The following is a 20,107-nucleotide window of genomic DNA, read 5'->3' as shown; positions in this document are numbered from 1 at the left end:
GCAACGATGGGATGGAGGATGGGCGCGGTCGCGGGGACCGCGGTGGTCGGGGCGCTCGCAGCGGCTGCGACGGCGCACGGAGCGCCGGGACCGGTCGACGTCGAGGAGCTGGCGCGGGCCGACGGCGGCCTGCAGGTCGGCGCCCACGTCTCGCCGACCGGCGAGCAGTACGTCGTCTACCGCGGCGGCGGCGGCTCGGACCGCGCGCTGCGCGTCCGCGTCCGCGCGCCGGGCGAGGGGTTCGGCCCGGTCGAGGAGCTGTCGCGGACGGCGAACGCGGAGATGCCGGCGATCGCGTTCGCGCCCGACGGCGCGGCGTACGCGATCTGGGGCGTCGCGACCACCGGCGCGCGGGCGCAGGCGAGCATCCGGCCGGCCGGCGGCCGCTTCGGGGCGATCGTCGATGCCGGGGATTGCGGGCGGTTCGTCGACGTCGCCTACACCGTGACCGGCAGACTGGCGCTCGCCTGCTCGGTCTCGAGAAGCGGGAGCCAGCCGGACTCGGCGGCGACCGGCCTGCGCGACGGGATCGGACAGATCAGACCGTCGAGCTACTTCTTCCCCGACGTCTTCGACCCGTTCATCCGGCCGCAGGTGAGCGCCGGCGCCGACGGGACGGTCGCGTTCGCCGTCGCGATGTTGGCGACGACGACCAGCCCGCCGCCGAGCAACGAGACGACCACGGTGCGGGTCGGCGTCCGGCGGCCCGACGGCAGCTCGGTCAACCCGCTGCTCGTCGCGCAGGCGACCGAGCCGAGATGGCTCTACCACGGCGGCACGAAGGTGCTCGGCGACGGCACGGTGCTGACGGTCGTCGGAGGCAGCGACGGCGCGCAGGTCCACCGGCTCGCCCCCGGCGGGACGGCCTTCGCGCTCGAGCGCAGACTGCCGGGCACGGAGGCGCTCGCGGCCGGGACCGACGCCTCGGGAGCGCTCCATCTCGCGGTCTTCGAGGAGATCGCGCCGATGGTCTCGCGCGACAGCGTCGTCGTCCGCGGCGCCGACGGCACCTACTCCGACCCGATTCAGGTGCCGACCGGCACCGGCTGGGTCACCGACCTGCTCGCCGCGCCGGACGGGACCGAGCACGCCGTGATCGAAAGCGCGACGGGCATGAGCGTCGCCACCCGCCCGCCGGGCGCGGCCGCCTTCGATGCGCCGATCCCGCTCGCGGGGGCCGACGTCAACGACGTCAGCGCGGCGCTCGTCGGCGACCGCGACCTGCTCGTCGCCTGGACGACGTCGGGCGGAGCGGACGGTCGCGTGCTCGTCGGCGGGATCGACGGCGGCACGCCGCCGCGGCTGGCCGGCGTCCGCGCGCCCGCGACGCTGGTGGCCGGGGAGCCCGGCGCCTTCGCGGCGACGGCGAGCGACGCGATGGGCATGCGCAGCGTGACGTGGAGCTTCGGCGACGGCGCGTCGTCGGCAGGCGGCGCCGCAGAGCACGCCTACGCCGCGCCCGGCACGTACACCGCGACCGTCACCGCCGTCGACCGCGCCGGCAACGTCGCGCAGGAGGCCCGCACGGTGCGCGTCGTGCTGCCCGCCGGCGAGGGCGGCAGAGGCGGGGGCGGTGGGGGCGGCGGCGCCGTGCCGGTCGACCGCACCGCGCCGAAGCTGCGCGTGACGGCGCCGAAGCGGATCGCCTTCTCGGCGCTGGCAAAGAAGGGGCTGCGGCTGAAGGTCCGCTCAGACGAGCGCGCGACGGTCACCGCGACCGTCGTCGCCCGCGCCCGCCGCGCGACGATCGCGCGCGTCGGCGACCTCACGCTCGCCGAGCGGACCGTGCGACGGATCGCTGCGAACCGGGCCCGGACGCTCGCGCTCAAGCCGGCGCGCCGGCTGCTCGGCAGACGCCGGGCGCTGCGGCTCGCCGTCCGGATCATGGCGACCGACGCCGCCGGCAACCGCGCGACGGTCTCGCGCTCGCTGCGCGTGCTGCGGCGCTGATCCCGCACGCGGGGCGCGCCGCGCGGCGGGGACGGCCGCGCGGCGCGCCCCTCCACGGCCCTCCGAGCGACGGCCGCGGCGCTCGCCGCGGCCGTCGCCGAGCGGGCTAGAGCCCGTACGCCTCGGCCAGCTCGGGGTCGCGCTCGGCCAGCGACTTGGCGAGCGTGACCATCACCTGCGCCTGCTTCCAGGTCGCGTCGTCCTGCATCTTGCCGTCGATCATGTGGACGCCGCGGCCGTCCGGGATCGCGTCGATCACCTTCTTGGCGAAGGCGACCTCGTCGGGGTCGGGCGAGAAGACCTTCTTCGCGATCCCGATCTGGACCGGGTGCAGCGACCACGTGCCGACGCAGCCGAGCAGGAAGGCGGCGCGGAACTGGGCCTCGCAGCCGGCGACGTCCTTGATGTCGCCGTAGGGGCCGTAGTAGGGCAGGATGCCGGTCGCCGTGCAGGCGTCGACCATGCGCGCGAGCGTGTAGTGCCACGGATCCTGCTGCGCGGAGGCGCGCGGCGCCTCGGGGTTCGCGGGGTCCGGGTCGTCGAGCACGCGGTAGCCGGGGTGGCCGCCGCCGACGCGGGTCGTCTTCATGCGGCGAGAGGCGGCGAGGTCGGCCGGGCCGAGCGAGATCCCCTGCATCCGCGGCGAGGCCGACGCGATCTCCTCGACGTTGGCCATGCCGAGCGCCGTCTCGAGGATCGCGTGGATCAGGATCGGGCGCCGGACGCCGGCCTTCGCCTCCAGCTGGGCGATCAGGCGGTCGGCGTAGTGGATGTCCCACGGGCCCTCGACCTTCGGCAGCATGATCACGTCGATCTTGTCGCCGGCCTCGAGCACCGCGGCGGTGATGTCGTCGAGCACCCACGGCGACTCGAGCGAGTTGACGCGGGTCCACAGCGTCGCCTCGGGCGCGAGCGACTTCGCGATCTCGACGAGCCCGGCGCGCGCGGCCTCCTTGCGGTCGGCCGGGACGCCGTCCTCCAGGTTGCCGAGCACGACGTCGGCCTGCTGGGCGATGTCCGGCACCTTCGCCGCCATCTTCTCGTTGCTCGGATCGAAGAAGTGGATCATCCGCGACGGCGTCGCGGGGACGTCCAGCAGCGGCTGCGGGGCGCCGTTGGCGAGGGGCTTCAGGAAGTCACGGGGATTGCGCACGGGGTCGATCTCCTGTTGGGGCCGGACTGAAGCCGATCGTAGGCATCCGGCGTTCATTCAGACCCCGATACGCCATCCTTCGCGGCCATCCGCAACCCCGGACCCGCACGACCAGGAGCAGCGATGAGCGAGACGACCACCAACCACGTCGACACCGACCAGGCGACCCGCGAGGCCTCCGGCGCCCACAGCTACGGCCGCTACTTCGAGGAGTTCGAGGTCGGCGCCGTCTACAAGCACTGGCCCGCCAAGACGGTGACCGAGGCCGACGACCACCTCTTCTGCCTCATCACGATGAACCACCACCCGCTGCACATCAACGACGTCTACGCGTCGCAGGCGCAGCAGGGCAGAAACGTCGTGGTCGGTCCCTACGTCTACTCCTTGGCGCTCGGAATGTCCGTTTCGGACATCTCCGGCAAGGCGATCGCGAACCTCGCGACCGAGGGGCTCAGCCACCCGAACCCGGTCTTCCACGGCGACACGCTGTTCGCCGAGACCGAGGTGCTGGAAGCGAGAGAGTCCCGCTCCAAGCCCGATCGCGGGGTCGTCAAGGTGCACACGCGGGTGCTCAACCAGGACGGCGTGCTGGTCGCCGAGTTCAGACGGCTCGTGCTCGTGCCCAAGAAGAACCCCGGGCAGACCGCCTCGTAGCACCGAAAATCTGGCGCCTTCGGAGGCTCGCGGGAGCCGTCGCGCGGAAGCAGGTTTCCGTTTGCGATGGAATACTGCCGCGGATGCCCCGCGAGCCAACCGAGGGAGTGCACGTGAGCATCACTGAAACCGACGCCCCGCTGACCCGCCACGAGAGACTGCTGGCCTGGGTCGACGAGGTCGCCGCATTGACCCAGCCCGATCGCGTCCACTGGTGTGACGGATCGGCCGAGGAGTACGACCGCCTCTGCCAGGAGCTGGTGGACGCCGGGACCTTCGAGCGCCTGTCGGACGCGAAGCGTCCGAACTCTTACCTCGCGCTGTCGGACCCGGGCGACGTCGCCCGCGTGGAGGACCGGACGTTCATCTGCTCGGAGTCCGAGGAGGACGCCGGCCCGACCAACAACTGGCGTGCGCCAACCGAGATGCGCGCGACCCTGGAGCCGCTGTTCCGCGGCTGCATGCGTGGTCGGACCATGTACGTCGTCCCGTTCTCGATGGGGCCGCTCGGCTCCGACATCGCCCACATCGGCGTCGAGCTGACCGATTCGGCCTACGTCGCCGTCTCGATGCGGATCATGACCCGCATGGGCGCCGGCGCGCTGGAGGTGCTCGGCGACGACGGCGAGTTCGTCCCCTGCGTCCATTCGGTCGGCGCGCCGCTGGCCGAGGGCGAGAAGGACGTCGCCTGGCCGTGCAACGCCGACAACAAGTACATCGTCCACTACCCCGAGACGCGCGAGATCTGGTCGTTCGGCTCCGGGTACGGCGGCAACGCGCTGCTCGGCAAGAAGTGCTTCGCGCTGCGGATCGCCTCGGTGATGGCCCGCGACGAGGGCTGGATGGCCGAGCACATGCTGATCCTCAAGCTCACGTCGCCGGAGGGCGAGGTCAAGTACGTCACCGGCGCCTTCCCGTCGGCATGCGGCAAGACCAACCTCGCGATGCTGATCCCGACGCTCGAGGGCTGGACGGTCGAGACGATCGGCGACGACATCGCGTGGATGAAGTTCGGCGCCGACGGCCGCCTCTACGCGGTCAACCCCGAGGCCGGCTTCTTCGGCGTCGCGCCGGGCACGTCGCAGAAGACCAACCCGAACGCGATCGCCACCGCCGCCGAGAACGCCATCTTCACCAACGTCGCCAGAACCGACGACGGCGACATCTGGTGGGAGGAGATGACCGACGAGCCGCCGGCGCATCTGATCGACTGGCACGGCAGAGACTGGACGCCGGAGTCGGGCACGCCGGCCGCCCATCCGAACGCCCGCTTCACCGTTCCCGCCGCGCAGGACCCGGCGATCGCGCCCGAGTGGGAGGACCCGGCCGGCGTGCCGATCGACGCCTTCCTGTTCGGCGGCCGCCGCTCCAGCGTCGTCCCGCTGGTCCACGAGGCCTTCAGCTGGGAGCACGGCGTCTACCTCGGCGCGACGATGGCGTCGGAGACGACCGCCGCCGCGACCGGCGCCGTCGGCAGACTGCGCCGCGACCCGTTCGCGCAGCTGCCGTTCGCCGGCTACCACATGGGCGACTACATGGGCCATTGGCTGAAGATCGGCGAGCGCGAGGGCGCCAAGCTGCCGAAGATCTTCTACGTCAACTGGTTCCGCAAGGACGCCGACGGCCGCTGGCTGTGGCCAGGCTTCGGCGAGAACAGCCGCGTGCTGAAGTGGGTCTTCGAGCGCTGCGCCGGCACCGGCGAGGGCGTCGAGACGCCGATCGGCATCCTGCCGACGCCCGCGTCGCTCGACACGGCCGGCCTCGAGATCAGCGACGCCGACCTCGGCGAGCTGCTGAAGGTCGACGTCGAGGAGTGGAAGGCCGAGCTGCCCGACGTGCGCGAGTTCCTCGCCAAGTTCGGCGACCGCCTCCCGGCCGCCGTCGCCGCGCAGGTCGACGCGCTCGAAGCGCGCCTGAACGCCGCCTCCTGACACGCACCCGCCCCGGCACACGGCCGGGGCGGGCCCTTCGCTGGCCCTGTCGAGCGGTTCCGGCGGGCACGAGGGCGGCCGAGCGCGTCGCGCGGCCGCGTCAGCGGCCTGCCAGCAGCTCCGCGAGCCGCCGCAGCTGCTCGGCGTAGCGCTCGGCGAACTCCGGCGAGTCGGGCTCGAGCCCCGTCCAGCGGCGCACGTCGGCGGGGAAGACGACCGATGCGGCGGCCGCGCCCTGCAGCGCCAGCAGCACGAACGCCGGGTCGAGCTGCTCGGCGATCTCGCCGGCTCGCTGGCGGCGGCGCAGGTCGGCGAGCTCCTCGGGCTCAGCGTCCGGATCCTGGCCCCAGTCGGGCTCCGGCGCGTCCTCGATGCACTCGCGCACGAACAGCCGCGTCAGCTCGCGCTGCTCGACCGTCTCGCGCGCATAGCGGGCGGCCAGCTCGCCGAGCGGGATGTCGGGATCGGCGAACTCCCGCTCGCGCTCCAGCCAGCGGTCGGCGAGCGCCTGGTAGAGCCCGTCCTTGCCGTCGAAGTGGTACGAGATCAGCTGCTTGTTGACGCCGGCGCGGGCGGCGATCTCGCTGACCCGCGCGCCGGCGCGCCCCTTCTCGGCGAACTCGGCCAGCGCGGCGTCAAGCAGCGCCTGCCGCGTGCGCTCGGGATCGCGTCTGGCGTCGGCCGCTCGCCGCCGACCCCTCACCCCGCCGGCTGCCCGCTCCGGGCCGCCGCGCGTGCTCTCGCCGCCGTGCTCGCCGCCGGTGCCGTCGCGCTCGCCACGACCCCGCTGCTCGCCCGGCTCTCTGCTCGTCGCGCTCATCGCCGCGCAAGCCTACCGCCACAGAAGGCTTTCAACCATCCGGTTGACAAATTCATCCAGTTGGATGAAACTCTTCGGCATGCCGATCGAGACGATGGAGCAGCGCAGCGCGCCGACCGCCCTGACCGCCCCGGCCGCGCCGAGCCTCGACGAGCTGGCGCTCGAGCTCGACCGCCAGCTCGACACGCTGGTCGCCCGCGGGGCGCCGTGGGCTGCGGCGATGACCGACGGGCAGTTCCGCGCCCACCTGGCGCCGCTGGCCGACCGCCTGCCGGAGGTCGCGGCGACGATCGCGCGGACGCGGCGCGAGCGGGACCCGCTCGCCGCGGACGACGGCCCGCCGCGGCTCCCGTTCGTGCTCGTGGTGGGCGGCGAGCTGCTGAGCCCGCAGCGGGCGGCCGGGCTGGTGCGGCGCGATGAGCGACGGCTGATCGTCTCGATGCTCGACGACGAGGCGTTCGCCGCGTTCCGGCCGATCGAGACGGTGCGCCTGCCGCCCGGCGGCGCCTACCTGCTGGTCGACGTCGACGCCGGCTGGGCGACCCGGAACGACCCGCCGGACACGGCGCTGCCGAGGCTGCAGGAGGCCGGCCGCTCGCCGTTGACCGTCGAGGAGGGGATCGCGGTCGCCACCCACCGGCCGGAGGTGGTCGCGACCAACGCCGGCTTCTCGCTGCTCGGCTCGCGCCGCGGCGACCGCAGAGTGACGGCGCTGTGGATCAGCAGAGGGGCGCCGAAGCTCGGCTGGTGCTTCGCCGGCGTCCCGCACACGTGGCTCGGCTCGGCCTCGTGCGCGGGACGGCTGGGGATGTGAGTCAGCGCACACCGATCAGGTCGACGACGAAGACGAGCGTCTCGTCGGGCCCGATCACGCCGCCGGCGCCGCGCTTGCCGTAGCCGAGCATCGGCGGGATCGTGATCCGTCGGCGGCCGCCGACCTTCATCCCTCTCACGCCCTCGTCCCAGCCCTGGATCACCTGGCCCTTGCCGAGCGCGAACTTGAACGTGTCGCCGCGATCCCAGGAGGCGTCGAACTGTCTCCCGTTCGACCACGCGACGCCGACGTAGTGGACCTCGACGATCCTGCCGGCGACGGCCTCCTCGCCGTCGCCGACGACGAGGTCGTCGAGCTCCAGCTGGTGGGACGGCGGGGTGTCGGCCGGGACCTCGACGGTCGGCTTCTCGTGCGTGCTCATGGGCGGCACGATAGCCAGCCGGTCGCCCCGGCCTCGCCGACCGCTCAGTGCACGTCGTCGGCCGAGGAGGCCGGCGGGCGCGACTCCTCGGCGAGCGAGGTGATCGCGAGGTTGCCGCGCGCGGCGACCTCGAGCACGTCGGTCGCCTCCTCGCTGGAGCGGGCGTACAGCTCGACCAGCAGGTGGACGACGATCTGGTCGTCGTCGTGCTTGTGGAAGCGGACGTGGGTGAAGAACTCGCGCGTGCCGTGGTCGCCGAAGGCGGCGTAGGAGAGCGCGTCGCCGGCCTCGGGGCCCGAGCAGGTCTCGACGTCGTCGGCGTCGACCGTGACGGTGCAGGAGGCGACCCACGGGGTGCCGGCGACCATCCGCTCCCAGCGGTCCTCGACCGGCTCGACGCGGCCGTTGTGGAAGCCGAGGTGGGGCTGGTCGTGCATGCAGTCGAGGCATTGCACGACGGCCTCCTGCATCTCGTCGACGACCTCGGCGCGCTCGCCCGTGGAGGGATCGATCCTGTGGATCCCCTCGTAGTGGACCTGGACCTCCAGGTTCTGCGACCAGCACCGATAGCAGCGCAGCCAGGCCCGGACGGTCTCCTGATCAGTGGAACCTTCCATCGCCACTGATTCTATGCTGCCTCGTGCGGCGGGAGCACCCGCCCGGGACCAGGAGCTGCGCGATGGGCCAGGAGAACGCACCGATCGGCGTCGTGCTGGCAGGGGGCAGAGGGCGGCGGATCGGCGGCGGGAAGGCGACGGTGGAGCTGCACGGGCGGCCGCTGCTCAGCTACCCGGTCGAGGTGCTGCGCGCCGCGCTCGGCGAGGTCGCCGTCGTCGCGAAGGCCGACACCGAGCTGCCGCCGCTGCCGGACGTCCCGATCTGGATCGAGCCCGACGAGCCGCGCCACCCGCTCGCCGGCATCGTCCACGCGCTCGCGGCGGCCGAGGAGCGGCCCGTGCTCGTCGCCGCCGGCGACCTGCCGTTCCTCACCGCCGAGCTGGTCGGACGGCTCGCCCGCGCCGACGCGCACGGCCGGCCGGCGGTCGTGCCGCGCGCCGGCGGGCGGCTGCAGCCGCTGCTGGCGCGCTACGAGCGCGCCGCCGCCGCGCCGCTCGCAGCGGCGCTGCGCAGGCCCGACGGGGCGCTGACGGACGCGGTTGAAGCGCTCGCCCCCAAGGTCGTCGAGGTCGCCGACGAGCGCGCCTTCTTCAACGTCAACCTGCCCGAGGACCTGCTCACCGCGGCGGCGCTGATGGATCGGCCGGACGATCGAGCTTCGCGATGACGCGGCGGTGGCCGAGCGCGCCGACGAGGCCGAGCGGCAGCGGCAGCCAGTACGAGAACAGCCGGTAGGCGAAGGTCGCCAGCACGGCGTCGCCGGGGGAGACGCCGGCGAGCGTCAGCATGCCGGTCAGGCCGGCCTCGACGAAGCCGAGCCCGCCCGGGGTCAGCGGGATCTGCGCCAGCACCTGCGCGGCGCAGAAGGCGAGCAGGACGAGGCCGGGGCTGGGGGAGGCGCTGACCGACGCGAGCGCCGCCAGCAGCGTGCCGAAGTCGAACGCCCACCGCCCGACCGTGCTCCCGAGCGCCCGCTTCCAGCGCGGCCCGAAGGTCGCGAGGATCCGGTCGCGCTCGCGCAGCAGCCGCGCCGGCAGGCCCGTCAGCTGCGGCGCGCCGCGCCGCAGCCGATTGCGGATCCGCTGCACCGTCCTGCCGACCCACGTCAGCAGCCCGTCGCCGGCGAGGCTGACGGCGCCGAGCGCCGCCAGCACGACGAAGACGGCGATCCCGATCAGCGCGACCTCGACGAGGTTCTGGTCGACGCCGCCGCGCAGCAGCGTCGGCAGCGCCAGCACCGGCAGCGCCAGCACCATCGCGAACGTGAGCAGGTTGACGACCGTCAGCCCGCCGACCGCCTTCTCCCTCGCGACGCCGGCCTGCACGAGCATCCGGTACTGGAGCGCGGCGCCGAGCGCCCCGCCGCCGGGCGCGATCTTGGCGAGCGCGTTGCCGGCCAGCTGCGAGGTGATCACCGGCGCGAGCGCGACCGGCCGCAGCGCCAGCCGCTGGAGGAACCAGAGGCAGGCGAGCGAGGCGCCCTGGAGCGCGAGCATCGCCAGCAGCCACAGCGGCTCGAAGCGGCGCACGTCTCTCCACGACGCGAGCACGTCGAGCAGGCTCGGCGCGACGAGGTAGAGCGAGATCCCGGTGACGCCGAGCCAGACGCCGGTCTGCATCAGCCGGCGCCGCTGGGAGGGGTCGGACTCCTCGCGCTCGGCGTGGGCCAGCTCGCGCTCGACGTCGACGTGCTCCCCGATCGCCCGCTCGAGCCGATCGCCGAGGTGGTCGTGGTGGTGCTCGCTCACGACGCAGTCGTTCCCGCGTTCACGGACGGATCACATCACGCCTGGCGGTTGGCCGGTCGAGTAGCCTCACTCCATGCGTCCCCGCCTCCTGTCCGCGCTCGCGGTCCTCTGCGTCGCTCCCGCGGCCCTCGCCGGCTGCGGCGGGAGCGGCGAGGGCGGCGGCGCGACCTCGCCCAACGCAAGAGCGGCGCCGGCCTCCGCGCCCGAGATCGAGCGCGCCCAGCGCCCGACCGCCGCCGAGTTCCCTTCGGCAGAGGGCAGAACGCTGCGCGAGCTGGCCGACACGATGAGACCGGGCCCGGAGGCGGCGCTCGCGACCTCGCTCTACACCCCCGGCGAGAACCGCATCGCGTTCGGCCTGATCGACGCCGAGAACGCCTTCGTCTACGGCAGAACGGCCGTCTACGTCGCGAGAAGGCCGAACGGCCCCGCGAGCGGGCCGTTCCTGGCGCCGGCCGACTCGCTGGAGGTGCGCACCGCCTTCCGCAGCCAGACGAGCAACAGCACGCCGGGCGAGCTGAAGGCGATCTACCACGCCGACCTCGACCTGCCGACGCCCGGGCGCTGGTTCGTGCTGACGGCGACGAGAGTCGGCCCCGACCTCTACGGCGCGACCGCCGACGTCAACGTGGTGCGCCGGTCGGAGGTGCCGGCCGTCGGCGCGCCGGCGCCGCGCGTCGACACGCCGACGCTCGCCTCGGCCGGCAACGACGTCTCCAAGATCGACACGCGCACGCCGCCGACGACGATGCACGACGTTAACCTCAGAGACGTGCTCGGCAGAAGACCGGTCGCGCTGCTGTTCGCGACGCCGGCGCTCTGCCAGTCGCGCGTCTGCGGGCCGGTCGCCGACATCGCCGAGCAGCTGAAGGCCGCCTACGGCGACGAGGTCGACTTCATCCACAACGAGGTCTACGTCGACAACGACCCCGACAGGGGCCTGCGCCCGCAGCTGACCGCCTTCGGCCTGACGACCGAGCCGTGGCTGTTCACGATCGACGCCGACGGCAGGGTCGCCGCGCGGCTGGAGGGCGCCTTCGGGGTCGACGAGTTCCGCGCCGCGGTCGAGGCGGCGCAGCGCGGCGCGAGCTGAACCGGCGGGCGCGGCGGCGCCTCAGCCGCCGATCGCGCTCATCGTGCGGGCCGGCTGGACGTAGCCCGGCTCGTTCACGTGGTGCTTGAGCTCCTTGCGCCAGACGGCGTCGCGGACGATCCGCTCCAGCTCGTCGTCGGAGGCGCCGGCGCGCAGCGGGTCGCGCAGGTTGGTCTCGCCGAGCGAGAAGAGGCAGGTGCGGAGGTTGCCCTCGGCCGTCAGCCGGATCCGGTTGCAGTCGGCGCAGAACGGCTCGGAGACCGGGTTGATGAAGCCGATCCGGCCTCTGCCGTCGGCGAAGCGCCAGACGCGCGCGGTCGCGGAGGCCTCGCGCTCGACCGGCTCCAGCGGGAACTCGGCGGCGATGATCGCGCGCAGCTCCGCGCCGGTGAGGACCTGCTCGCGGGTCCACGTGTGGTCGGCGTCGAGCGGCATGAACTCGATGAAGCGGACCTCGTAGGGATGCTCGCGGGCGAAGCGCGCGAACGGCAGCGCCTCCTCCTCGGTGAAGTCGCGCAGCGCGACCGCGTTGACCTTGATCGGATGGGCCTGCGGGAAGCGGCCGAGCGCCTCCAGGCCGGCGAGGACCCTCGGCAGCGCGTCACGGCGCGTCAGCTCGTAGAAGCGGTCGCGCTGGAGCGAGTCGATCGAGACGTTGAAGCGGTTGACGCCGGCCTCGACCAGCGCGGCGGCGTCGCGCTCCAGCAGATAGCCGTTGGTCGTGACCGACAGGTCGCGGACGCCGGGGATCGCCGCCAGCATCGCCGCCAGCTGCGGGAAGTCGCGCCGCACCAGCGGCTCGCCGCCGGTCAGGCGCACGTCGTGGACGCCCATCTCGCTCAGCAGCCGCACCAGCCGCGCGATCTCCTCGAACCGCAGCAGCGCGTCGCGCTCCAGCCACGGCAGCCCCTCCGCCGGCATGCAGTACTGGCAGCGGAAGTTGCAGCGGTCGGTGACCGAGACCCGCACGTCGCCGATCAGCCGTCCGTGCCCATCTCTCAGCGGCTCGCGCATGGATGAAGCGTAGCCCGTACGGGCCGCCGCATCCATGCGCCGTCCGCTCAGGCGCCGAACAGCTCGCGCGCCCGCTGGACGACGAGCGCCGGCCGCTCCTCGGGGAGGAAGTGGCCGGTGTCGTCGACCCACTCGATCTCCATCGTCGGCGCGTAGCGGTGGTGCTCGTCGGTGCGGGCGCCCTGGAGGATCGGGTCCTTGGTGCCCCACAGCAGGCGCGTCGGGACGGTCAGCGTCTTGTCGTGGTGGACGCCGCTGAGCAGCGGCTTGGCCTCGTGCAGCAGGAAGGAGCGGTAGTACTGCGCGCTCGCGAGCGCGTGGTCGGGCTGCCGCAGCACCTCCACGAACTGCTCCAGCTCGTCGTCGCTGTAGCGGCCGTGAGCGCGCGCGACGGTCAGGACACGGCGCGTCAGCTCGCCCTGGCGCATCAGGCCCTGGCCGAGGCCGGGCGTCGCGAGCACGACCTGGTACCAGAACTGCATCAGCCGTCTGAGGCTCGGCCGCTCGGCCGGCGGCCAGACGTGCGGGATCGAGCAGCCGAGGTAGGCGCTGATCCGCTCGGGGGCGGTCAGGCAGATCAGGAAGCCGGTGAAGGCGCCCCAGTCGTGGCCGATCAGCGCGACCCGCTCGAGCCCGAGCGCGTCGAGCAGCGCGATGTTGTCGTCGGCCAGCTCCTGCTTGACGTAGCCGCGGCGGGGCGCCTCGCTCCAGCCGAGCCCGCGCAGGTCGGGCGCGATCACGCGGTGGTCTCTCTGCAGCTCGACGAGCACGTCGCGCCACATCCACCAGTGCTGGGGCCAGCCGTGGAGCAGCAGCACCGGCGGCGCGTCCTGCGGACCGCCCTCGGCGACGTGGAGCCGGATCCCGCGCACCGCCACGTCGCGGTGGGAGATCCCTTCGACCTGCGGCATCGTGACGGGCATCGGCCGAGGGTAACTGGCCGGCTGGCCAGGATGCGCCGCTTTCGCGCGCCGGCCGGGGCGCGCCGGCGGGTTCGGCGCGAACCGGCGGCGGCGCGCTCAGGCGTCGCGATCTCTGAACAGCATGATCGCGACGAGCACAGCCGTGAAGGCCATCGTCCCGAACGTCAGCGCCGTGCCGAGGTTGGCGGCGCCGAGCAGGCCGGCGAGCGCGCTGACGACGGCGAAGACGGCGATCAGGAGCAGCAGGTCGCGAGCCACGAGCCGCATTCTGACGATCGGGCCGCGCCGGCGCGGCGCGGCCCGATCGCGGCGTCCGCTCAGCGCCCGGCGAGCGCGAAGGTGCGGGTGTCGGTGCGCGACGCCTTCACGACCGCTCTGACGGTCACTCCTCTGCGACTGGAGCGGACGAGCGCGGCGCCGCGCTTGGAGAGCTTCAGCCGGCCGAAGGAGGCGATCCGCCCGGCCGGGACGCGCACCGACCCGGAGGCGAGCCGGACCGGCTTCCCGCGTGCGCCTCTGCCGGCGGCGCGGCCGGTCAGCGCCACCTTCACGCTGCACGCGCCGCGCAGGTCGCCGTAGCGCTGGAGGCGCACCGCGATCCGCCCGCCGCGCGGCTCCACGACCTTCGAGGCGCGCACGCGGCAGCCTCTCGGCGGCGCCTTCGGCTTCGCGCAGCCGTCGCTGCCCGGGGCGCCGCCCTGGCCGCCGGTCCGCGGCAGGCCGCGCCGCTCCAGGAAGGCCTCGTACCTCGTCGGCTCGGCCGTCATCACGCCGTCGACGCAGAGGTCGGCGAGCATCCCGTAGACCTCGTCGTTCTCCTCGGACTTGTCGAGCCAGACGTGGACGGCGTAGCCGGCTCTGCGGGCCTTCTCGACGTGCTCTCTGGTGACGACGTCGAGCGTGACCGGCCCGAACGAGTACCTGATCGGGATCTGCAGCGCCTTCGTCCCTCTCGGCGCCGGCTGCCCGCCGAGCAGGAAGCCGGAGATGCCGTCGACGCCGGGCGCCACGTCGATCTTCGGCGCCTTCTGGTGGAAGCGGTCGACGGCGACCTGGTCGAAGGAGGCGACCAGCACGTCGCTGCGGCCGGCCTTCTTCAGGTAGGCGGCGAGCAGGTCGGCGACGCGCAGCTTCTCGTCCTGCGTCTTGCCCTTTATCTCGATGTTGATCGGGACGTCGGGGAAGGCGCTGAAGACCTCGGCGAGCGTCGGGATGCGGAAGTCGTCGGCCTCGAAGCCGGCCGGCGCCGCCTTGCGGCCGGTGCGCACGCCGCGGTACGGGTAGTCGGCGGCCGGGCGGCCTCTGACGGCGTTGTGGCCGGGGACGAACCAGTGCGCGGCGTCGAGCCGGCGCACCTGCGCGAGCGTCATCGCGGCGACGCGGCCGCTGCCGTTGGTGGTGCGGTCGACGGTGTCGTCGTGGATCGCGACGAGCTGGCGGTCCTTCGTCGCGTGGACGTCGAGCTCGATCATGTCGCCGCCCTTGGCGAGCCCGTCGTGGTAGGCGAACAGCGTGTTCGAGGGCGCCTCGTTCTCGCCGCCCTGGTGGATCTGGTTCAGCACGCGCATGCCGAGCCACTGGTTGTCGGCCGCGGCGGCGGTGCCGGCCGGGAGCGCGCAGCCGGCGGCGGCCGCGAGCAGCGCGAGGACGTGCCTTCCTCGTGTCACGCGTCGGATCTCCTCGGTGGAACTGTGGCGATGGGTTTCGGACTGTAACGGTGGGACCGGAGGGGGGAGGCGGGTCGATCGAGCGCGACGCTGGCGCGCAGAAGGTCCTTGACCGTCGATGTCAAGGCGCCTTTGCGGATGGCGCGCTACTGTTCGGGTCCCCTAATTAGGGCGCCCTAAGTAGCTCTCTGTCGGAAGGAACCTCCCCATGGCGTCAACCGAACGACGACGGCCCCGCACGCTCGGCGCGCTGGTCGTCGCCGCGGTCGCCGTCGGCGCGACCGCGCCGGCCGCGTGCGCGGCGACCGCGCCCGCGAGCCCGGCCGCGACCGCCGCGGCCGCCCGCGGCACCACGACGATCACGCTCGCCGGCCCCGCCGCGAAGGCGCTGCGCGCCGGCGGGGTCGAGCTCGCCGCGACGCGGCCGGCGCGCGCGAACGCGAAGCGGATCGCGCTGCCCGTCAAGCGGACCGCGAGGAGCAGCGGACGGCCGCTGCTGGTCCACGGCGGCGCCGTGCGGCTGCGGGCCGGGAGACGGACCGTCCGCCTGACCGCGCTGCGGACCGCCGTCGGCGCGCGGTCGAGCACGGTGAGCGCGAAGGTCGGAGCCCGCCGCGTCTCGCTCTTCACCGTCGCCACCGGCGCTCGCGCCGTCGACGCGGCCGCGGGCGCCGTTCGCGCCCGCGGTGCCGCCGTGCGCCTGACGAAGCCCGGTGCGAAGGCGCTGAAGCGCGGCCTGCGGCTCTCGCGCCTCCCGGCCGGCCGGATCGGCCGCGCCGCGGTGCAGGCGAAGCTCCCGGCGACCAGAGCGCCCGCGCCGGCGCCCACGCCCGCTCCGCTTCCGGCACCGGCGCCGCCCGCGCCCAAGCCGCCCGCGCCGACCCCGCAGCTGTGCCCGTCCGCGGCGCCGGCCCCGACGCCGGTCGACGGCATCGGCCAGACCGTCTGGAGCGGCAAGCGAACCTGGATCGACTACGTCCTGCGCCACTGGCCCGGCCCCGGCCCCGCCTCGACCGGCTGTGTGCTGGCGACCGGCGGCGCCAGCCAGGTCGACCCCGCCGATCGCTACCGCTGGCAGTTCACCGCAACCTCGGTCGCCGGCGCCGACGGCAGCGCGGTCACGCTGCAGCACAAGGGCGCGCTCGAGTTCCGTGCGCCGGGCCACTTCATCTCGACGACGATCGCCGACCCGACCTTCACGCTGTCGGGCGACCGCCTCAGCGGCACCGTCGTCGCCGACGGCGCGTCCAGCGGCGAGATGGCCGACGCGATGCGCGACGGCTACCAGGCGCCGAGACCGTTCAGCCGCGTCCAGCTGCTCGACCTCGACCTCGCGCACGCAATCGTCGAGGTCGGCGACGACGTCGTCCGCTACCGCGACGTGCCGGCGACCGTCTCGGCCGACGGGGCGGCGATCCTCTCCTACCCGGCCGGCACCGACTGGGGCAGCTTCAGCTTCGAGCTGCCGGCCGACCTGTCGAGCGTCGTGCCGGCCGTGCGCTGGAGACTGCGCAAGAGCTTCGTCGACTACATGCTGCGCGAGTGGTCGTCGATGGACGTCGAGAAGCCGTACGAGCGGTTCGGCCGCGTCGCCGCGAGCGGCGGCGCCGTCGCCGGCGTCTCGGTCGGCAGCGCCGACGCGCCGGAGACGACCGTCACCTCCTACGTCTGGAGCGGCAACCGCGCCGACGACAGACCGTCGAGAGCGAGCGCGGCGTTCGTCTCCTCGCCCGACCACGACTACCAGGCCGACAAGACCGACGGGACCGCGCCGGCCTACCAGGCGCAGTTCGCGACCCGCGCGGCGACCGTCAACGCCAACGGCGAGACGGTCGTGCAGCTCGGCGGCCGGATCGCCCTCCAGATGCCGGCCCACTTCATCGACGTCGAGTTCGACGCGCCGCGGATCGTGATCGCCGCCGACCGCGCCAGCGCGAAGCTCCTCAGCGACGGGCACGACAACGGCTCGATCGACTGCGCGACGAACCCCGCGTGCGAGAACAGAAAGAACGCGTGGGACGGCATGCACGTGCTCGACCTCGACCTCTCGACCGTCACGCCGACGAGCGCGACCGCCGCCGACGGCACCCCGCTGACCGTCTGGAGCGAGGTGGAGACGTCGATCACCGAAGGGGCGGCGAGACCGCTCAACTACGGCGCCGGCGAGAGCTACGGCCGGTTCACCTTCGCCGTCCCGACGGCGCTGCTGCCGTAGCGCCCGCGCGCGAGTTCCCGGCGCCGCGCCGGGGAGCCGCCGACGGCCGCGGTCGCGGTGTCGGTCCGCCGCGCAGCCGCTCAGCCGGCCGCGGCGGCCGCGCGCTCGGCCAGCGCCCGCTCCAGCGAGCCGACGTCGAGCGCGGGGTCGGTCGTCGCCAGCCACTTCTCGGCGGCGCGGCGGCCGCCGAGCGCGCGCAGCCCGCGCGCGCCGTGCTCCTCGACGAAGTCGGCGAGCGCGTGCAGCCGGCGGGCCTGCAGCCGGCGGCTCGGCACGTCGGTCGCGCCGCGGTGGGCCTCCAGCGCGTCGAGCAGTCTGTCGATCCCCTGCGCCGGCGGCAGCGAGCTGACGGCGACGACGGCGGTGCCGCGCGCGCCGAGCGAGCGCAGCGCGGCGTGCAGGTCGCGCCGGGCGCGCGTGGCGACCTGGCCGAGGTCGGCCTTCGTCACGACCAGCACGTCGGGGATCTCCATGATCCCGCTCTTGATGAACTGGAGCGTGTCGCCCGAGCCGGGCTGCACGACGACGGCGACCGTGTCGGCAACCTCGGCGATCTCGGTCTCCGACTGGCCGACGCCGACCGTCTCGATCACGACGACGTCGAAGGCGGCCGCGAGCGCGTGCGCGGCGGCGCGGGTCGCCGGCGCCAGCCCGCCGAGCCGCTCGCCGGCCGCCATCGAGCGGATGAAGACCGCGCGGTCGGCCGGGTCGACGTCGATCCGGGCGCGGTCGCCGAGCAGCGCGCCGCCGGAGCGCTTGGAGGAGGGGTCGACCGCCAGCACCGCGACCGACCTGCCGCGCTCGCGCCACCCGTGCAGCAGCGCCGACAGCAGCGTCGACTTGCCGGCCCCGGGCGGCCCGGTGACGCCGACGAGGTGGCCCGGCGCCTCGCCGCCGAGCGCCGCGGGGGAGACGGCGGCCAGCAGCGCGGCGATCGCCTCCTGGTCCTTCGGAGCGCGCGACTCGACGAGGTTCAGCACGGCCGGCGCGACGGTCAGGTCGCCGTCGCGCAGCCGTCTGGCCAGGGCAGCGGGATCGACGGCCACGACGGGACCGCTACCGCCGCGACAGCGAGCCCTTGGGCGAGCTCTCGCGATCGGATCGCGAGCCGCTGGCGAGCAATCCGACGATGTCGCGCATGATCTGCGTGATGTTGAAGTCCTTCGGCGTGTAGACCGCCGCGACCCCCGCCTCGCGCAGCGCCTGCTCGTCGGAGGGCGGGATGATCCCGCCGACGACGACCGGCACGTCGCCGGCGCCGGCCTCGCGCAGCGCCTCCAGCACCGACGGGATCAGCTCGCGGTGGGAGCCCGACAGGATCGACAGCCCGACGACGTGGACGCCCTCCTGCACGGCCGAGGAGGCGATCTGCGACGGCGTCAGGCGGATGCCCTCGTAGACGACCTCCATGCCGGCGTCGCGCGCCGCGACGGCGATCTGCTCGGCGCCGTTGGAGTGGCCGTCGAGGCCCGGCTTGCCGACGAGGATCTTCAACCGCCGGCCGAGCGCCTCCGAGACGCGCTCGACCTCGTCGCGGATCTGCTCCAGCGCCGCGTCGTCGTCGACGCCCGCGCCGGCCGCCTCGCCGACGCCGGTCGGCCCGCGGTACTGGCCGAAGGCGTCGCGCAGCGCCTGCGCCCACTCGCCGGTCGTCGCGCCGGCGCGGGCCGCCGCGATCGTCGCCGGCATGATGTTCTCCTCGCCGGCCGCGACCCGCGCGACCTCGGCGAGCGCCGCGTCGACGGCCGCCTGGTCGCGACCGGACCGCCACGCCCGGACGGCCTCGCGCTGGTGCTGCTCGACCTCGGGGTCGACGGTCATGATGCCGCCGTCGCCGGAGGCGGTCAGCGGCGAGGGCTCGGTCTCGGTGAAGACGTTCTGGCCGACGACCTTCAGCTCGCCCGACTCGATCCGGCGGATCCGCTCGCGGTGCGACTCGACCAGCGCCGCCTTCATGTAGGGGACGGCCTCGACCGCGCCGCCGTGCTCGGCGACGATCGCCATCTCGGCGCGGGCGCCCTCCAGCAGCTCGTTCACGAGCCCGTCCATCACGACCGAGCCCTCGAAGATGTCGGGGTACTCGAGCAGGTCGGTCTCGAACGCGAGCACCTGCTGCAGGCGCAGCGCCCACTGCTGGTCCCACGGCCGCGGCAGGCCGAGCGCCTCGTTCCACGCCGGCAGCTGGAGCGCGCGGGCGCGCGCGTCGCGGCCGAGCGTGACGGCGAGCGCCTCGAGCACGATCCGCTGGACGTTGTTCTCCGGCTGCGCCTCGGTCAGGCCGAGCGAGTTGACCTGGACGCCGTAGCGGAAGCGGCGCTGCTTGGGGTCCTCGACGCCGTAGCGCTCACGCCCGAGCTCGTCCCACAATCTGCCCATCGCGCGCAGCTTCGCGTGCTCCTCGATGAAGCGGACGCCGGCGTTGACGAAGAACGAGATGCGGCTGAAGACCTTCCCCATCAGATCCTGCGGCACGCGCGCTCTGACCTCGTCGAGGACGGCGATCGCGGTGCTCATCGCGTAGGCGATCTCCTGCACCGGCGTCGCGCCGGCCTCCTGCAGGTGGTAGGAGCAGATGTTGATCGGGTTCCACTTCGGAACCTCCTCGACGGTGTACGCGACCATGTCGGCGATCAGCCGCATCGAGGGGGCCGGCGGGAAGGCGTACGTGCCGCGCGACAGGTACTCCTTGATGATGTCGTTCTGCGTCGTGCCCTGGAGCTGCGCCGGCGCGACGCCCTGCTCCTCCGCGGTGACGATGTAGAGCGCCAGCAGCCAGGCGGCCGTCGCGTTGATCGTCATCGACGTGTTCATCTTGTCGAGCGGGATGCCGTCGAGCAGCGCGCTCATGTCGCCCTTGTGCGCGACCGGGACGCCGACCTTGCCGACCTCGCCGCGCGCCAGCTCGTCGTCGGCGTCGTAGCCGGTCTGCGTCGGCAGGTCGAAGGCGATCGAGAGGCCGGTCTGGCCCTTCGCCAGGTTGCGGCGGTACAGCTCGTTGGACTTCGCGGCGGTGGAGTGGCCGGCGTAGGTCCGCATCATCCACGGACGGTCCTTCTCTGCGAGCCGGTGGCTGGGTGTCGGGGCGTCCTCGCTCATCCCCCCGAGTGTAGGGTTCGCCCCCCTCG

18 protein-coding genes are annotated in these 20,107 nt (G+C 73.7%); 7 read left to right on the top strand and 11 right to left on the bottom strand.

Annotated elements, in window-relative coordinates:
* Positions 1-6: 6 nt before the first annotated feature.
* Positions 7-1,950, top strand: coding sequence for a PKD domain-containing protein (locus tag BDZ31_RS18695; protein ID WP_183343946.1), 1,944 nt, complete (start codon positions 7-9; stop codon positions 1,948-1,950).
* A gap of 106 nt (positions 1,951-2,056) precedes the next feature.
* On the opposite strand, the gene BDZ31_RS18690 is transcribed toward BDZ31_RS18695, so the two are convergent.
* The gene (locus BDZ31_RS18690; protein ID WP_183343945.1) at positions 2,057-3,103 is read right to left on the bottom strand and encodes an aldolase/citrate lyase family protein; all 1,047 of its coding nucleotides are present in this window, start codon (positions 3,101-3,103) and stop codon (positions 2,057-2,059) included.
* A gap of 123 nt (positions 3,104-3,226) precedes the next feature.
* Here BDZ31_RS18690 and BDZ31_RS18685 point away from each other — a divergent pair, with 123 nt between their 5' ends.
* Positions 3,227-3,757, top strand: a complete 531-nt coding sequence (locus BDZ31_RS18685) for a MaoC family dehydratase (protein WP_183343944.1) — start codon at positions 3,227-3,229, stop codon at positions 3,755-3,757.
* A gap of 83 nt (positions 3,758-3,840) precedes the next feature.
* Complete coding sequence (locus BDZ31_RS18680) at positions 3,841-5,688, top strand: phosphoenolpyruvate carboxykinase (GTP) (RefSeq protein ID WP_183343943.1); 1,848 nt, start codon at positions 3,841-3,843, stop codon at positions 5,686-5,688.
* A gap of 100 nt (positions 5,689-5,788) precedes the next feature.
* Here BDZ31_RS18680 and BDZ31_RS18675 read toward each other — a convergent pair whose 3' ends face one another.
* Positions 5,789-6,508 carry a TetR/AcrR family transcriptional regulator gene (locus tag BDZ31_RS18675; protein ID WP_183343942.1) on the bottom strand — a complete coding sequence of 240 codons (720 nt, stop codon included), beginning with the start codon at positions 6,506-6,508 and terminating at the stop codon, positions 5,789-5,791.
* A gap of 79 nt (positions 6,509-6,587) precedes the next feature.
* Between BDZ31_RS18675 and BDZ31_RS18670 the strand changes: the two genes are divergently transcribed.
* The gene (locus tag BDZ31_RS18670) at positions 6,588-7,322 is read left to right on the top strand and encodes a DUF5701 family protein (RefSeq protein ID WP_221243169.1); all 735 of its coding nucleotides are present in this window, start codon (positions 6,588-6,590) and stop codon (positions 7,320-7,322) included.
* Position 7,323: 1 nt separating this feature from the next.
* On the opposite strand, the gene BDZ31_RS18665 is transcribed toward BDZ31_RS18670, so the two are convergent.
* Together BDZ31_RS18665 and BDZ31_RS18660 are read right to left on the bottom strand one after the other, a co-directional pair.
* The gene (locus BDZ31_RS18665) at positions 7,324-7,704 is read right to left on the bottom strand and encodes an FKBP-type peptidyl-prolyl cis-trans isomerase (RefSeq protein ID WP_183343941.1); all 381 of its coding nucleotides are present in this window, start codon (positions 7,702-7,704) and stop codon (positions 7,324-7,326) included.
* Between the two features lie 44 nt (positions 7,705-7,748).
* Positions 7,749-8,321, bottom strand: coding sequence for a hypothetical protein (locus BDZ31_RS18660; RefSeq protein WP_183343940.1), 573 nt, complete (start codon positions 8,319-8,321; stop codon positions 7,749-7,751).
* A gap of 62 nt (positions 8,322-8,383) precedes the next feature.
* Between BDZ31_RS18660 and mobA the strand changes: the two genes are divergently transcribed.
* Positions 8,384-8,989, top strand: a complete 606-nt coding sequence (gene mobA, locus BDZ31_RS18655) for a molybdenum cofactor guanylyltransferase (protein WP_183343939.1) — start codon at positions 8,384-8,386, stop codon at positions 8,987-8,989.
* Here the strand turns inward: mobA and BDZ31_RS18650 are convergent.
* Complete coding sequence (locus BDZ31_RS18650) at positions 8,940-10,070, bottom strand: flippase-like domain-containing protein (RefSeq protein ID WP_183343937.1); 1,131 nt, start codon at positions 10,068-10,070, stop codon at positions 8,940-8,942. The genes mobA and BDZ31_RS18650 overlap by 50 nt on opposite strands.
* A 73-nt stretch (positions 10,071-10,143) precedes the next feature.
* Between BDZ31_RS18650 and BDZ31_RS18645 the strand changes: the two genes are divergently transcribed.
* A complete protein-coding gene (locus BDZ31_RS18645) occupies positions 10,144-11,163 on the top strand; it encodes a thioredoxin domain-containing protein (RefSeq protein ID WP_183343935.1) in 1,020 nt (339 codons plus the stop codon).
* Between the two features lie 21 nt (positions 11,164-11,184).
* Here BDZ31_RS18645 and moaA read toward each other — a convergent pair whose 3' ends face one another.
* The 4 genes from moaA to BDZ31_RS18625 all read right to left on the bottom strand — a co-directional run bounded on the left by moaA (position 11,185) and on the right by BDZ31_RS18625 (position 14,767).
* Positions 11,185-12,177 (bottom strand): GTP 3',8-cyclase MoaA, encoded by a 993-nt coding sequence (gene moaA / locus BDZ31_RS18640; RefSeq protein ID WP_183343933.1) that lies wholly within the window; start codon positions 12,175-12,177, stop codon positions 11,185-11,187.
* Between the two features lie 47 nt (positions 12,178-12,224).
* A complete protein-coding gene (locus BDZ31_RS18635; protein WP_183343931.1) occupies positions 12,225-13,100 on the bottom strand; it encodes an alpha/beta fold hydrolase in 876 nt (291 codons plus the stop codon).
* A gap of 96 nt (positions 13,101-13,196) precedes the next feature.
* Positions 13,197-13,358, bottom strand: coding sequence for a hypothetical protein (locus BDZ31_RS18630; protein WP_183343929.1), 162 nt, complete (start codon positions 13,356-13,358; stop codon positions 13,197-13,199).
* 59 nt (positions 13,359-13,417) lie between these two features.
* The gene (locus BDZ31_RS18625) at positions 13,418-14,767 is read right to left on the bottom strand and encodes a glycerophosphodiester phosphodiesterase family protein (RefSeq protein WP_183343926.1); all 1,350 of its coding nucleotides are present in this window, start codon (positions 14,765-14,767) and stop codon (positions 13,418-13,420) included.
* Positions 14,768-14,975: 208 nt separating this feature from the next.
* On the opposite strand from BDZ31_RS18625, the gene BDZ31_RS18620 reads away from it, so the two are divergent.
* The gene (locus BDZ31_RS18620) at positions 14,976-16,982 is read left to right on the top strand and encodes an HtaA domain-containing protein (RefSeq protein ID WP_183343924.1); all 2,007 of its coding nucleotides are present in this window, start codon (positions 14,976-14,978) and stop codon (positions 16,980-16,982) included.
* Positions 16,983-17,062: 80 nt separating this feature from the next.
* On the opposite strand, the gene BDZ31_RS18615 is transcribed toward BDZ31_RS18620, so the two are convergent.
* Together BDZ31_RS18615 and BDZ31_RS18610 are read right to left on the bottom strand one after the other, a co-directional pair.
* Positions 17,063-18,028 carry a GTP-binding protein gene (locus BDZ31_RS18615; RefSeq protein WP_183343922.1) on the bottom strand — a complete coding sequence of 322 codons (966 nt, stop codon included), beginning with the start codon at positions 18,026-18,028 and terminating at the stop codon, positions 17,063-17,065.
* 10 nt (positions 18,029-18,038) lie between these two features.
* Entirely contained in the window at positions 18,039-20,078 is a 2,040-nt protein-coding gene (locus BDZ31_RS18610) for a protein meaA (RefSeq protein WP_183343920.1), read from the bottom strand.
* Between the last annotated feature and the right edge of the window lie 29 nt (positions 20,079-20,107).

The organism is Conexibacter arvalis, assembly GCF_014199525.1.
Classification (GTDB): Bacteria; Actinomycetota; Thermoleophilia; order Solirubrobacterales; family Solirubrobacteraceae; genus Conexibacter; species Conexibacter arvalis.
Note: the sequence above shows the minus strand (reverse complement) of the source record. Positions and strands in the feature narration are given on the sequence as shown.

Excerpts from the sequence above, each read along its gene's own strand:
- mobA (WP_183343939.1), top strand. The coding sequence starts at position 8,384 with ATGGGCCAGGAGAACGCACCGATCGGCGTCGTGCTGGCAGGGGGCAGA.
- BDZ31_RS18675 (WP_183343942.1), bottom strand. The coding sequence starts at position 6,508 with ATGAGCGCGACGAGCAGAGAGCCGGGCGAGCAGCGGGGTCGTGGCGAG.
- BDZ31_RS18665 (WP_183343941.1), bottom strand. The coding sequence starts at position 7,704 with ATGAGCACGCACGAGAAGCCGACCGTCGAGGTCCCGGCCGACACCCCG.
- BDZ31_RS18660 (WP_183343940.1), bottom strand. The coding sequence starts at position 8,321 with ATGGAAGGTTCCACTGATCAGGAGACCGTCCGGGCCTGGCTGCGCTGC.
- BDZ31_RS18635 (WP_183343931.1), bottom strand. The coding sequence starts at position 13,100 with ATGCCCGTCACGATGCCGCAGGTCGAAGGGATCTCCCACCGCGACGTG.
- moaA (WP_183343933.1), bottom strand. The coding sequence starts at position 12,177 with ATGCGCGAGCCGCTGAGAGATGGGCACGGACGGCTGATCGGCGACGTG.
- BDZ31_RS18610 (WP_183343920.1), bottom strand. The coding sequence starts at position 20,078 with ATGAGCGAGGACGCCCCGACACCCAGCCACCGGCTCGCAGAGAAGGAC.
- BDZ31_RS18685 (WP_183343944.1), top strand. The coding sequence starts at position 3,227 with ATGAGCGAGACGACCACCAACCACGTCGACACCGACCAGGCGACCCGC.
- BDZ31_RS18680 (WP_183343943.1), top strand. The coding sequence starts at position 3,841 with ATGCCCCGCGAGCCAACCGAGGGAGTGCACGTGAGCATCACTGAAACC.
- BDZ31_RS18695 (WP_183343946.1), top strand. The coding sequence starts at position 7 with ATGGGATGGAGGATGGGCGCGGTCGCGGGGACCGCGGTGGTCGGGGCG.
- BDZ31_RS18670 (WP_221243169.1), top strand. The coding sequence starts at position 6,588 with ATGCCGATCGAGACGATGGAGCAGCGCAGCGCGCCGACCGCCCTGACC.
- BDZ31_RS18645 (WP_183343935.1), top strand. The coding sequence starts at position 10,144 with ATGCGTCCCCGCCTCCTGTCCGCGCTCGCGGTCCTCTGCGTCGCTCCC.
- BDZ31_RS18620 (WP_183343924.1), top strand. The coding sequence starts at position 14,976 with ATGGCGTCAACCGAACGACGACGGCCCCGCACGCTCGGCGCGCTGGTC.